General features: G+C 62.4%; 13 protein-coding genes. 8 read left to right on the forward strand and 5 right to left on the reverse strand.

Annotated features, from left to right (window positions below):
• Positions 1 to 437: 437 nt before the first annotated feature.
• On the reverse strand, positions 438 to 1,043 hold the full coding sequence (gene msrQ / locus B6V74_RS13400; protein ID WP_240497108.1) for a protein-methionine-sulfoxide reductase heme-binding subunit MsrQ: 606 nt from the start codon (positions 1,041 to 1,043) through the stop codon (positions 438 to 440).
• The gene (msrP, locus tag B6V74_RS13405; RefSeq protein ID WP_088723075.1) at positions 1,043 to 1,972 is read right to left on the reverse strand and encodes a protein-methionine-sulfoxide reductase catalytic subunit MsrP; all 930 of its coding nucleotides are present in this window, start codon (positions 1,970 to 1,972) and stop codon (positions 1,043 to 1,045) included. Before msrP ends, msrQ begins: the two co-directional genes overlap by 1 nt.
• A gap of 166 nt (positions 1,973 to 2,138) precedes the next feature.
• On the opposite strand from msrP, the gene B6V74_RS13410 reads away from it, so the two are divergent.
• Positions 2,139 to 2,591 (forward strand): DUF302 domain-containing protein, encoded by a 453-nt coding sequence (locus B6V74_RS13410; protein WP_075775446.1) that lies wholly within the window; start codon positions 2,139 to 2,141, stop codon positions 2,589 to 2,591.
• A 65-nt stretch (positions 2,592 to 2,656) separates the two neighbouring features.
• Here the strand turns inward: B6V74_RS13410 and B6V74_RS13415 are convergent, their stop codons facing one another.
• Positions 2,657 to 3,106, reverse strand: a complete 450-nt coding sequence (locus B6V74_RS13415; RefSeq protein ID WP_088723076.1) for an ion channel — start codon at positions 3,104 to 3,106, stop codon at positions 2,657 to 2,659.
• A 104-nt stretch (positions 3,107 to 3,210) separates the two neighbouring features.
• Here B6V74_RS13415 and smpB point away from each other — a divergent pair, with 104 nt between their 5' ends.
• From smpB to B6V74_RS13445, 6 genes are all read left to right on the forward strand, one after another.
• Positions 3,211 to 3,684 carry an SsrA-binding protein SmpB gene (smpB, locus tag B6V74_RS13420; RefSeq protein ID WP_075775444.1) on the forward strand — a complete coding sequence of 158 codons (474 nt, stop codon included), beginning with the start codon at positions 3,211 to 3,213 and terminating at the stop codon, positions 3,682 to 3,684.
• An 83-nt stretch (positions 3,685 to 3,767) separates the two neighbouring features.
• Positions 3,768 to 4,625: a 3-mercaptopyruvate sulfurtransferase gene (gene sseA, locus B6V74_RS13425; protein ID WP_088723077.1), complete on the forward strand. Its 858-nt coding sequence runs from the start codon at positions 3,768 to 3,770 to the stop codon at positions 4,623 to 4,625.
• A complete protein-coding gene (locus tag B6V74_RS13430; protein WP_088723078.1) occupies positions 4,625 to 5,806 on the forward strand; it encodes an amino acid aminotransferase in 1,182 nt (393 codons plus the stop codon). Before sseA ends, B6V74_RS13430 begins: the two co-directional genes overlap by 1 nt.
• 141 nt (positions 5,807 to 5,947) lie before the next feature.
• The gene (locus B6V74_RS13435; protein WP_075775442.1) at positions 5,948 to 6,400 is read left to right on the forward strand and encodes a MarR family transcriptional regulator; all 453 of its coding nucleotides are present in this window, start codon (positions 5,948 to 5,950) and stop codon (positions 6,398 to 6,400) included.
• Positions 6,393 to 7,523: an HlyD family secretion protein gene (locus B6V74_RS13440; protein WP_075775441.1), complete on the forward strand. Its 1,131-nt coding sequence runs from the start codon at positions 6,393 to 6,395 to the stop codon at positions 7,521 to 7,523. The genes B6V74_RS13435 and B6V74_RS13440 overlap by 8 nt, the downstream gene beginning before the upstream one ends.
• A 3-nt stretch (positions 7,524 to 7,526) precedes the next feature.
• A complete protein-coding gene (locus B6V74_RS13445; RefSeq protein WP_088723079.1) occupies positions 7,527 to 9,089 on the forward strand; it encodes a DHA2 family efflux MFS transporter permease subunit in 1,563 nt (520 codons plus the stop codon).
• 71 nt (positions 9,090 to 9,160) lie between these two features.
• Here the strand turns inward: B6V74_RS13445 and B6V74_RS13450 are convergent, their stop codons facing one another.
• Both B6V74_RS13450 and B6V74_RS13455 read right to left on the reverse strand, forming a co-directional pair.
• Complete coding sequence (locus B6V74_RS13450) at positions 9,161 to 10,498, reverse strand: ammonium transporter (protein WP_088719786.1); 1,338 nt, start codon at positions 10,496 to 10,498, stop codon at positions 9,161 to 9,163.
• A 24-nt stretch (positions 10,499 to 10,522) separates the two neighbouring features.
• Positions 10,523 to 10,861 (reverse strand): P-II family nitrogen regulator, encoded by a 339-nt coding sequence (locus B6V74_RS13455; RefSeq protein WP_075775438.1) that lies wholly within the window; start codon positions 10,859 to 10,861, stop codon positions 10,523 to 10,525.
• 270 nt (positions 10,862 to 11,131) lie between these two features.
• On the opposite strand from B6V74_RS13455, the gene B6V74_RS13460 reads away from it, so the two are divergent.
• Positions 11,132 to 13,336, forward strand: a complete 2,205-nt coding sequence (locus B6V74_RS13460; RefSeq protein WP_088723080.1) for a transglycosylase domain-containing protein — start codon at positions 11,132 to 11,134, stop codon at positions 13,334 to 13,336.
• The last annotated feature ends 1 nt before the right edge of the window (position 13,337 follow it).

A 13,337-nucleotide genomic window follows, 5' to 3' on the forward strand; every position in this document is an offset into this window, starting at 1 on the left:
TATGCTCCGGTCCGCATCGATCATCGACCAAACCGCCCGCATATCTCTTCAGATATCTATCAATGTCAAAGAGCGCGGAGACAAAATCAACCGGCATCGCCTCAATCCCTTGGGGCGCTACCTGCCAACCGTATCTCCAAAATTTCCTTCGCCGTCAGTCCCTTGCGAGCCTTTCCGGCGCCCCGTTGCGGTGTGTTCCGCTTCGGTGAGGCGGTATTTACGGATCACACCGGGGAGTCGCAAGTGCCTTTTTCAAAAAACTTTCGCTTTTCTCCGACAAATCACTCAACACACTGAAATCGCTCAACTTTGCACACCACCGCAAATGCACCCAACTCACGCCAAAACAGCGCAGGGAAGAATCTTGCGCAAATCACCCACCCACGCGAAACCTCCTGCCAGGCATGCCCCAAGGGCACCCCGCAAACCAAACCGAGTCACCAACGAAATGAACGAAATCGAACAGCCATGAGGACGGCGAACACCCCGAGCCAGAGCCAACCCTCATTAGAAATGACCTTCATCTGCCAGAGGTAGTGGATCACACCCAGCGCGACGGCCGGATAGACCAGCATGTGAATCCGCCGCCACGTCTTGCCCAGCTTGCGGACCGAAGCGTTGTTCGAAGTGATCGCCAGCGGGATCAGCAGCACGAAGGCGGAGATGCCGAAGAAGAGGTAGGGGCGCTTGATCAGATCGCGCGCCGCCTGCCCCCAGAGCATGCCCATATCCAGCACCGCCCAGGCGATCAGGTGCAGCGCCACGTAGAAGAAGGCCAGCAAGCCAATCGCACGGCGATACTTGATCAGGTTGAGACCGAGGAACCGGCGCGCGGGCGTGATCGCCAGCCCGCCGATCAGGAACCACAAGGCGATCTTGCCCAGACGATGCTCGATCCCTTTCACGGGATCGACACCGATGCCGCCGGTCAGTGTCAGCCAGACCACCCAAGCCAGCGGGATCAGCCCGGCGAGATAGACCAACCAGCTGGGCACGCGACGCAGCGCGGTGTTGATCGGGGCGGAGAGCATTGCGCTGTTCATCAATAGTACTTCGCGAGGTCCATGGCCTTGTAGAGCTGCGCGACCTCTTCGCCGTAGCCGTTGAACATCAGCGTCTCCTGACGGCCTGCAAAGAGACCCGCGCCCACGCGCCGTTCGGTGGCCTGCGACCAACGCGGGTGATCCACCTTCGGATTCACATTGGCATAGAAGCCGTATTCGCGCGGCTGCAACTTGTTCCAGGTCGTCGGCGGCTGCTTATCCGTGAGCGAAATCTTCACGATGCTCTTGATCGACTTGAACCCGTATTTCCACGGCACGATCAGACGGATCGGCGCGCCGTTCTGGTTTGGCATCTCTTCGTCATAGAGGCCGGTCGCCAGAATGGTCAGCGGGTTCATCGCCTCGTCGATGCGCAGCCCCTCGACGTAGGGCCAGTCGATGCCGCCCTGTTTCTGGCCCGGCATCTGCTCGGGACGGTAGAGCGTCTGGAAGGCCACGTATTTCGCGGACGGCTGCACGCCGACGCGGTTCAGCAGGTTCGAAAGCTCGAACCCGATCCAAGGCACGACCATCGACCATGCCTCGACGCAGCGGAAGCGGTAGATGCGCTGTTCGAGCGTCACGGGCTTGAGGATATCGTCGAGCGGATAGGAGCCGGGCTTGTCGACCATGCCGTCGATCTCGATCGACCACGGGTCTGTCACCAGCTGACCCGCATACTGCGCGGGGTCGGACTTGTCCCAGCCGAACTCGTAGAAATTGTTGTAGGAGGTGATCTCCTTGAGGGTGTTCGGCTTGGCGTCGGTCGAGAATTTCGACGGTTTCGCGTCGATGCTAGCAAAGCTCGGTCCGGCGATCGAACCAAGTGCCATTGCCCCGGCACCCGCCATGATCTGGCGGCGGTTCAGGAAGTCGGCCTTGGGCGTCACATCGGCCCAGCTCGGGTCGGTCGGTCTCGTCTTGCGCATGGAAATCTCCTCTCTGCCCCTACATATGGAGCGGTGCCCGTCGCTTTCACTTCGGAACTTACAGCGACATTGTTACCTCTAGGCACGTATAAAAATACGCGCCACTATCGAGACTGGATCAACGGGCGCCGCCCAGGCGCCCGATCGGGAGACAAGGGAGAGAGAGATGAAACGCTTCATCGGCGCCGCACTCGCGGCGGTCATCACCGTGGGCGCGAGCGCGGCAACGGCTCAGGAAGCCCACACCTGGACCACCGAAGACACGTTCGACAACGTCACCTTCGCGGTGCAAAACGCGATCATCGGGGCGGGGCTCGTGGTCGATCACGTCAGCCATACCGGTGATATGCTGGAACGCACGAAAGACGCCGTGGGCGGCACCAAGACGCTGTTCACCGGCGCGGACGTCTTCTCCTTCTGCTCGGCGCAGACCTCGCGCGAGGTCATGGAGGCGGACATCACCAACTTTCAGTTCTGCCCCTACACGATCTTCGTCTACCAGACCCCCGAGGACACCGATCACGTGACCGTCGGCTTCCGCTCCTACGAGCAGGAATCAATGCAACCGGTGACCGATCTTCTGACCGGGATCGTCAAAGATGCGCTGATGCTCGACTGACCGATATCTCGACTGACTGATATATATATAGTTCGCGTGCGCACTCGCGCGCGCGAGCGCTCCGCTCAACTCGCGCCTCGCTCGGCCCGCGCCTCCAGTTGGCTCTTGCGGACATGGCGGATCACCTCGACCAGCAGCGCGGTCAGAAGCCCCACGTTCAGCAGCCCGTTCGCCGCGGCCATCCCGCCGAGGATGCGCCATTGATGGGTCAGCAGAATGTCGCCATAGCCCAGCGTTGTAAAACTCACGAGCGAGAAATAGACCGACTGCTCCATCGTGTGGAACACGCCGAGGAGGCGGAAGCAGAAAGCCCAGAGCCAGACGCCGGCAGTGACCATCGCCAAGGCCCAGAGCGCGGCGACGACGACCATCAGCATCAGCTTCGGACGGTGCGGCTCGCGCAGCATCCACCAGTGAAGCCGCGAGAACGTCGCCTCGATCGCCCAGGCGCTGAGCGCGGCGATGCATACGGTCAGAAGCATCATCACCGAACCGATCGCGATCTGAATGGTCATGGGCGTCTCCTCCTGCCCTAGCTATTTCGCGCCGCCGCACCCACGTCAAGCGCAGCGGTGCCGCACTGGACACAGCCGCTTGCCTGCCCTATCTCGATGCGACCATGGCAAAGCATTCAGACCCCAATTCCAAGCTGATCGCCGAGAACCGGCAGGCCCGTTACCACTACGCCGTCCAGGATACGCTGGAGGCGGGCATCGTGCTGCAAGGCTCAGAGGTGAAATCGATGCGCGTCGGGCAGACGAACATCGCGGAAAGCTATGCCTCCGTCGAGGATGGCGAATTGTGGCTGATCAACTCTTATATCGCGAGCCTGAACCAGGCCTCGCATTTCGGCCATGAGGAGCGCCGCAAGCGCAAACTGCTCGTGTCGAAGCGCGAACTTTCACGTCTTTGGAATGCGACCCAGCGCGAGGGAATGACCATCGTGCCGCTGAAGATGTACTTCAACGAGAAGGGCATCGCGAAGATCCTGATCGGTATCGCGAAGGGCAAGAAACAGGCCGATAAGCGCGAAACAGAGGCGAAACGCGACTGGAACCGCCAGAAACAACGCCTTCTCAAGCAGAATTACTAGGGACACAGGGCGGATTTGCCCGCCCCGCCCTTGCGTCTTGCGCACCGCTGAGTCTAAGCAATCCCGACCGGCAAAAGAGGCGCATGACGATGGATGACCCGAAAACGCTCGTATCGACGGATTGGCTCGCAACCCATCTGAAGGATCCCGACCTGCGCATTCTGGACGCGTCGTGGTTCCTGCCGCAGATGGAGCGAGATGCAAAGGCGACCTACGAGGCCAAGCATATCCCCGGCGCGCGTTTCTTCGACATCGACGAAATCTCCGACAACCGCTCGGACCTGCCGCATATGGCGCCGCCGCCCGAGAAATTCATCTCGCGGATGCGCGCGATGGGCGTGGGCGACGGCCACCAGGTCGTGATCTACGACCAGCACTCCGTCTTCTCCGCGCCGCGCGTCTGGTGGACCTTCCGCCTGATGGGCAAGACGGATGTGGCCGTGCTTGATGGCGGGCTCCCGAAATGGGAGGCCGAAGGCCGTCCGCTCGAAGACATGCCGCCGATGGTGCGCGACCGTCACATGACGGTGCAGCGCCAGTCCGGTCTGGTGAAGGACGTCACCCAGGTCGCTCATGCCAGCAAGCTTGGCGATCACGAGATCATCGACGCGCGCCCGAACGATCGCTTCCTCGGCAACGGCACCGAGCCGCGCCCGGGACTGCGTTCGGGTCACATCCCCGGCTCGCGCAACCTGCCCTTCGGCGAACTGCTGACCCCCGAGGGCACCTTCAAATCCCCCGACGAGATCAAGGCCCTGTTCGAGGCCGCCGGCGTCGACCTGTCGAAGCCCGCGATCACGACCTGCGGCTCCGGCGTCAGCGCCGCGATCCTCGCGCTCGCGCTGGAGATCATCGGCAAGTCGGACTGGTCGCTCTATGACGGGTCCTGGTCGGAATGGGGCATGTATAACGACCTCAAGGTCGCAACGGGAGAAGCATGATGCTGAACAATCTCAAGCCGCAGGCGCCGGACAAGATCCTCGCGCTAATGGAAGAATACCGCGCCGATGAGCGCGACCAGAAGGTCGATCTCGGCGTCGGCGTCTACAAGAACGCCGAAGGCGAAACTCCGATCATGCGCGCCATCCACAAGGCGGAAAAGCAGGTCTGGGAGAACGAGACTACCAAGAAATACGCGGGCCTCGCCGGCCAGCCGGAATTCCACGCGGCGATGGCCGAGATGGTTCTGGGCAAGGGCTACCCGACCGACCGCCTGGCCTGCCTGTCGACCGTGGGCGGCACCGGCGCCTGCCGCATGGGCTTCGAGCTCGCACGGATGGCGAATCCCGACACCAAGATCTGGGTCTCCGATCCGACCTGGCCGAACCACCTCTCTATCCTGAAATTCATGGATCAGGACTTCACCACCTATCGCTACTTCGATTCCGAGACCCGCTCGGTCGATTTCGACGCGATGATTGAAGACCTGAAGGGCGCCAAGGAAGGCGACATCGTGCTGCTGCACGGCTGCTGCCACAACCCGACCGGCGCGAACCTGACGCTCGAGCAATGGGGCAAGGTCGCCGATCTGCTTCAGGAAACCGGCGCCGTGCCGATGATTGACCTCGCCTATCAGGGCTTCGGGGACGGTCTGGAAGCGGATGCGGCAGGCACCCGCCTGATCGCCGAGCGTCTGCCGGAAGTGTTGATTGCGGCGTCGTGCTCGAAGAACTTCGGCATCTATCGCGAGCGCACCGGCTGCCTGATGGTTCTGGGCTCGGAAGAGACCAAGAAGACCGTGCAAGGCAACCTCGCCTATCTCAACCGTCAGACCTACTCCTTCCCGCCCTATCACGGGCAGGCGCTGGTCACCCGCGTGCTCACCGATCCCGAGCTTCGCGCCGATTGGGAAGCCGAGCTGGAAGATGTCCGCACCGGCATGCTGGAACTGCGCAAGCAACTCGCGGACGAGCTGCGCAAGCTGTCGAACTCGGACCGCTTCGACTTCGTGGCAGAGCATCGCGGCATGTTCTCGCGCCTTGGCGCCACGCCCGAGCAGGTCGCCGCGATGAAGGAAGGCAACGCGATCTACATGGTCGGCGATTCGCGGATCAACATCGCGGGGCTGAACAAGAACAGCGTGCCGCTGCTGGCCCGCGCACTGATCGACGCAGGCGTCTAAGCACCTACCACAGAATAGAAATTCAAAACGGCGGCCCCTTCGGGTCGCCGTTTTTCGTAGCGGAATTTTCCGCCTTGCGCCCTTGAAATAATAAGCAGGCTCATAATATAGAGGCTTACTTTAATTTCAACGGAGCTCCGGATGCCCGATCAGAGCCTAGGTTTTCTCCTGCACGACGCGACGCGGTTGATCCGCCGTCGCTTCGAGGCACGCGCCAACGAATTCGGCCTGACCACCGCGCAGTGGCGGCTGCTCGTCTACCTCAAGAAGGAAGGCGCGCTGGCGCAGGCCCGGCTGGCCGAGCTGCTCGAGATCGAACCGATTTCGGTCTCGCGCCTCGTCGACCGCATGGAAGAAGCCGACTGGGTCTGCCGCAAAGCTGATCCGAATGATCGCCGCGTCAAGCTCGTGCACCCTTCGGTCAAGGCGCGCAACGCCTTTGAGGATGCGCGCTCGATCGCGGACGACATCTATGAACAGGCGCTGGCCGGGTTGAGCGATGACGAAATCGCGACCGCATTGAACACCCTGCGCCAGATCATCCGTAACCTCTCCGAAGACACCTCCTCCACGTCAGAGACACATCATGAGTGACCAGAACCCGACCGCCGAGAGCGCGGAAACCCAATCGAAACAGAAACAGAAGAAGGGGCCGAAGTTCTGGCTCCTCATTCTCGTGCCCGCCCTGATCGTACTGGGTGGCGCGTGGTACTGGCTCAGCGCCGGTGGCTCGCAAAGCACCGCCAACGCCAATTATCAGATGGCGCGAATCCCGGTAGCCTCGCAGATCTCGGGCCGCGTGACCGAGGTGTTCGTGCATGACAACGAGCACGTCGAGAAAGGCGCGCCGCTGTTCCAGATCGACAAGAAACCCTACGAGCTGGCACTGGCCAAGGCGCAGGCCGCGCTCTCGCAAGCCCGCCTGCAGGTCGAGCAGCTGCGCGCCTCCTACAAGGCCGCGCTCGCCGACGAGAAACAGGCTGCCGACAACGCCGCCTATCAGGAGAAACAGCTCGCCCGTCAGGAGAAGCTGATCAAATCCGGCACCACCACGCAGCAGGCGCTCGACCAACAGCGCACGGCCACGCAAGCCGCGCAGAACACGCTGGCCGCCGCCAAGCAGAAGGTGGCCTCAGCCAAGGTCGCTCTCGACGGCAATCCCGAGATCCCGGTCGACGAACACCCCTCGGTGAAATCGGCGATCGTGGCGGTGAACGATGCCAAATACAATCTCTCGCAGACCGAGGTCGATGCGCCCACCGACGGCATCATCTATCAGGCAGCCTCCTTCAAGGCGGGCGAGATGGTCGGCGCGGGGACAAGCCTCTTCACGCTGGTCGACACCAGCGATGTCTGGGTGATCGCGAACTTCAAGGAAACCGCGCTGACCCACATGCAAGAAGGCCAGTCGGCCACCGTCGAATTCGACGCTTTCCCCGATCGCGAATATCACGCGACGGTCGAGGCCGTCGGCGCAGGCACCGGGGCGGAGTTCTCGATCCTTCCGGCGCAGAACGCGACCGGCAACTGGGTGAAAGTGACGCAACGCGTGCCGGTGCGCCTGCGGCTCGACGATGGCGCAAACCTCGATGGCCTGCGCGCGGGTCTCTCGGCCAGCGTCACCGTCGATACCGCCTCGCAGCCGCGCTACAAGCGTATCCTCGACAAGGCCAACAGCTCGGCCGCCGTGGCGGGCACGACCGAACAGGGGCAGTAAGCCATGGCTGACGCCGCCGAAAAGGAACCCAAGGGAATCAACCCGCATAACGTCCCGCATCGCGCGCTGATCATGGCGTCGCTGATGCTGGCGGTGATCATGCAGGTGCTCGATACCACCATCGCGAACGTGGCCCTGCCCGACATGCGCGCCGATCTCGGCGCGTCGCGCGACACGATCAACTGGGTGCTGACCTCCTATATCGTGGCCGCGGCCATCGTGACGCCGCTGTCGGGCTGGCTCGCCAATCGCTTCGGGCGGCGCGAGATCTTCATGGTCGCGGTGATCGGCTTCGTGGTCTTCTCGATGCTCTGCGGGATCGCGTGGTCGCTCGACGTGATGGTGATCTTCCGCCTCATGCAGGGCGTGTTCGGTGCGGCCATCGTGCCGCTCGCGCAGAACTTCATGCTCGACATCAACCCGCGCGAGAAGCACGGGCAGGCGATGGCGATGTTCGGCGCGGGCATCATGCTCGGCCCGATCATCGGCCCGACGCTCGGCGGTTACCTGACCGAGGTGATCAACTGGCGCTGGGTATTCTACATCAACGTGCCGCTCGGCATGATCGCCATCGCGGGGTCGCTCTTCTTCCTGCCTGAAACGCCCAAGAAGAAGATCGGCTTCGACTTCTTCGGCTTCGCGGCGCTGGCGGTGGCGATCGGCGCGCTGCAGATGATGCTCGACCGGGGCTCCGATCTCGACTGGTTCGCCTCGCGCGAAATCTGGATCGAGGCGGCGCTAGCGATCAGCGGGTTCTGGGTCTTCATCGTCTGGATTCTCAGCGCGAAAAAGCCCTTCCTCGAACCGAAGATGTTCCTCGACCGCAACCTCTCGATGGGGCTGCTGTTCATCTTCGTGATCGGGATCATCCTGCTCGCCTCGCTGGCGCTGCTGCCGCCGATGCTGTCGAATATCTTCGGCTATCCGACGCTGACGACGGGCTTGGTGATGTCCCCGCGCGGGGTCGGGGCGATGATCATGATGCTGCTGATCGGGCGGCTGGTGAAGGTCATCGACCTCCGCATCCTCGTGGTCGTCGGGCTGTCCTTCACTGCCTACTCGCTGCACATGATGTCGACCTTCTCGCCGCAGATGGGTCCGAAATGGATCATCGTCTCAGGCGTGATCCAGGGCTTCGGGCTGGGCTCGGTCTTCGTGCCGATCTCGACGCTGGCCTTTGCCACGCTCGACCCCAAGTACCGCGGCGACGGCACGGCGCTGTTCTCGCTGCTGCGCAATATCGGCTCGTCCATCGGGATTTCGATCGTGACCGCGCTGCTGACGCACAACATCGCGGTGAACCATGCCGAGATCGTCTCTGCGATCAATCCGCAGAACCTTTCGGGCGTGATCAACGGTGCAGGCAGCATCTCGAGAGAGGCCGCGCTCGAGGTGCTCAACAACCTCGCGACGCAACAGGCGGCAATGATCTCTTACGTGGACGATTTCAAGTTCATGATGTGGGTCACACTCGCGGCCATCCCGCTGGTCTTCTTCCTGCGCAAGCCGGATTACCAGAACGGAGGCGGACAGCAGAAGCAACAAGGCGCTCCGGTCACCGAGTAAGCCGACATCAGACGCAATGGAAAAAGGCCCGGGATCGCTCCCGGGCCTTTCGCTTGTCTTGGATGCGGGTCTTAGTTGACGAACTCCGGATAGGCTTCCATGCCGAGTTCCGCCTTGTCGAGCCCCATCATCTCGTCCTCGGCCGGGGCGCGGATGCCCATGACGGCTTTGAGGATGAACCAGATGATTGCCGAGACCACGAAGACGAAGATGCCGACGATGATGATCGAGACGATCTGACCGTAGAAGGTGCCGTCGGGGTTGGTGATCGGAACCGCCAGCGTGCCCCAGATACCCGCGCCGAGGTGGACCGGGATGGCGCCCACGACGTCGTCGATCTTCAGCTTGTCGAGCATCGGAACCAGCAGGACCACGATGATACCGCCGATCGCGCCGATGATAGTCGCTGCACCGAGGCTCGGGGTCAGCGGCTCGGCCGTGATCGACACGAGGCCAGCCAGAGCGCCGTTGAGAACCATGGTCAGATCCGGCTTCTTGTAGAGGATCTGGGTCAGGATCAGCGCAGCGATCGCGCCACCGGCTGCTGCGGTGTTGGTGTTGGCGAAGATGCGCGAGATATCGGCGACGTTGCCCACGGTGTTCATGTAGAGCTGCGAACCGCCGTTGAAGCCGAACCAGCCGAGCCACAGAATGAAGGTACCGAGCGTGGCGAGCGTCAGGTTCGAACCGGGCATCGCCTGGACCTTGCCGTCCTTGTACTTGCCGATGCGCGGGCCGAGGATCAGAGCACCAGCGAGAGCTGCCCAGCCACCGACCGAGTGCACGACGGTCGAGCCGGCGAAGTCGAGGAAGCCGAAATCGGCGTCAAGGAAGCCACCGCCCCATTTCCACGAAGCCTGGATCGGGTAGATGAAGCCCGTGAGGATCACGGTGAAGATCAGGAACGGCCACAGCTTGATGCGCTCGGCCAGCGTACCCGAAACGATCGACGCCGTGGTGGCGCAGAACATTAGCTGGAAGAAGAAGTCCGAACCGACCGAAGCGTAGGTCAGGTCGACCGAATCCGCGCCGACGCCGACAGGCTCGAGCGAAGTCGTCGAGAAAGCGCCGAGCACGCCGTTGATCGACCAGCCGTCGCCCGGATACATCAGGTTGTAGCCGATCAGATAGTACATGATCGCCGCGATCGCGAAGAGCGCGATGTTCTTGAGCGACTGCATGGTCACGTTCTTCGAGCGTACGAGGCCAGCCTCGAGCATCGAGAAGCCCGCGCCCATCCACATCACCAGGAAACCGGTGACGAGGAACATGAAGGTGTTCAGGATGAAGCCGATCTCGTTGGCCGGCGGATCCATCGCCGCAGGCGCGGCGGCATCCTGGGCCAGCGCCGGCAGAGCCACCGCGGTCAGTGCGACCGCAAGGCCGGTGATTTTCGAAAGCTTGTTCATTTTCCTACTTTCCCCTGTCGCGTCTCAAAGCGCGTCGTCATTGGTTTCGCCGGTGCGCACGCGAACCGCCTGCCCGACATCGAGAACGAAGATCTTGCCGTCGCCGATCTTGTCGGTCTTCGCGGCTTTCATGATCGTGTCGACCACCTCGTCGGCGAGGCCGTCAGCGACCACGATCTCCAGTTTGACCTTCGGCACGAAGTTCACGGCGTATTCGGCGCCACGATAGATTTCCGTGTGACCCGACTGGGCACCGAAGCCTTTGATCTCGGTCACCATCATTCCGCGTACGCCGATGGTGGTGAGCGCCTCGCGCACCTCCTCCAGCTTGAACGGCTTGATTGCTGCAATGATGAGTTTCACCTGACATCCCTTCCTTGTTCAGCCCTTTCGATGCCCGCTTGGCGACATCGCACGGTGATAAGAGGCCCTCTGCGCCTCTTTCGCACAAGGAAACGAGGTTCCGTCCGACTGGCAGATTCAGCGGATTCAGGCCCTAATTTGCACAATTTGTGCGCGTTGCCTAATTTTTAGCCACATTGCAAATCTGAAACGTGATTTTTCGCGGGTCCACATCTCGGGTCGGCCCGTGTAGATTGCGCGAAATTAAAACGCAGGCAGCGGAACAGGCAGATGACTCAGAAAGGCGGAGGGCGCGGGCGCCTCGTGGCCGACAAACGCTATTCCTCTTCGAAGCAGAAACCCAAGGCATCGAAACCCGCCAAGCCGCGCAAGACCGCGCGCCGTGGCGGCGGCGGCGGTGGCAAGCCTCCCCGGCGGCACGGACCGGTCACCGGCCTGATCATCGGCCTCGCGCGGCTGATCTGGCGCGTGATCTGGGGAATCGGCTGGCGACTCGCGATGATCGTCGCGCTCGTGGTGGGCGCGGCGACCCTGTATTTCTACTCGACCCTGCCAGACTACACGAAGCTGCTCGACGGCCGCACGCGCGGCTCGGTCACTATGCTCGACGATCAGGGCAAGGTCTTCGCCTGGCGCGGCGAAACCTTCGGCGGGCAGATCGACGCGAAGAACGTCTCCCCCTATCTGCGCGACGCCGTGGTCGCGACCGAGGACCGCCGCTTCTACCATCATTTCGGCATCTCGCCGCGCGGCATCGCCTCGGCGATGGCCATCAACATGCGCGAAGGGCGCGGCCCGTTCGACGGCAACGGTGGCTCGACCATCACGCAGCAGACCGCCAAGCTTCTCTGCCTCGGCGTGAAGTTCGACCCGAAGAAGTGGAAGAACGAAGCCGCCTACGAGAACGACTGCCGGTCGGGCGGTCTGCGCCGCAAGATCAAGGAAGTCCCTTACGCCTTCGCGCTGGAGCTGAAATACTCCAAGGACGAAATCCTCTCGATCTATCTCAACCGCGCCTATCTCGGGGCCGGCGCGCGTGGCTTCGAGGCCGCGTCCGAGCGCTATTTCGGCATCTCGGCAGCGAATGTCGATCCGCAGCAGGCTGCAATGTTGGCGGGCCTTCTGAAAGCGCCGAGCTACTACGCCCCGACCTCCAGCCTGAAGCGCTCGCAGGAGCGGGCCGCGACCGTGCTCAGCCTGATGCATGAGCAGGGCTACCTGACGGATCGTCAATATCTGGACGCGAAGAACAACCCCGCGACGCTGAGCCAAGCGGCGCAGAAACGCGCAGGCGGCTATTTCGCGGATTGGGTGATGGACACCATCCCCGACTTCCTGTCGCGCGACACGACCGAGGACGTGGTCATCAACACCACGCTCGATCAGCGCATCCAGTCCGCCGCCGAAGACGCGATGAAATCGGTCTACGAGAACAAGGTCTCGAAGGGGTCAAAAGCCGAGTCCGCGATCGTCGTGATGAGCGCGGATGGCGCCGTGCGGGGCATGGTTGGCGGTCGGGCCACGAAGGTCTCGGGAGCGTTCAACCACGCCACGATGGCGCAACGCCAGACCGGCTCGACATTCAAGCCCTTCGTCTACGCGACCGCGCTAGATCTGGGCTACACGCCGGATTCGATGGTCGATGACGCGCCGGTCACGGTGAAGATGCCCGGCTCGCCCGATTGGAGCCCGCGCAACTACGAGCGCAGCTACATGGGGCCGATCACGCTGACGACCGCACTGGAGCATTCGGTGAACGTCGCGACCGTGCGCGTCTCCGAGGCCGTTGGCCGTGAGAACGTCATCAAGGTCGCGGAAGGCTTCGGTTTCGCGCAGGACCTGCCGAACCTGCCCTCGGTGGCGCTCGGCGTCGGGGAGTCGGACTTGCTCGACATGACGGGGGCCTATGCTGGAATCCTCAATGGCGGCTCCTCGGTGCAACCCTATGGCCTGACCTCGCTGACACTGAAGGGCGACGACCAACCGCTCTTCGGCAAACCCGGCGGGATCGGTGAGCGGGTAATCTCGCAAAAAGCCGCACAGGAGCTGACCTACATGATGCGCCAGGTCGTGCTGCACGGCACCGGCCGCCGCGCCAATATCGACGGCTACGAGATCGCGGGCAAGACCGGCACCACGCAGAGCGCCCGCGATGCCTGGTTCATCGGGTTCACCTCCGACTACGTGGTCGGCGTCTGGATGGGCAATGACGACAACTCGCCGCTGAAAGGCACCACCGGAGGCGGCCTGCCCGCCGAGATCTTCCACGAGACGATGAGGCGCGTGCTCGACGGCGAAGATCCCAAGCCGCTGCCGATGGCCCATCCGGGCGACTGGCAGGTGCCGGATCAGCAATATCAGGGCCAAAACCAGAGTGCGGGGCAAGCCCCTGCCCAGCGACAGCCGCAACGGCAACGCCGCGACCCGTCTCAGTCGATCCTGAACGAGCTGCTCAACATCTTCGGCACCAACTGAG

The organism is Thioclava sp. F42-5 (assembly GCF_002213195.1).
Lineage (GTDB): Bacteria > Pseudomonadota > Alphaproteobacteria > Rhodobacterales > Rhodobacteraceae > Thioclava > Thioclava nitratireducens.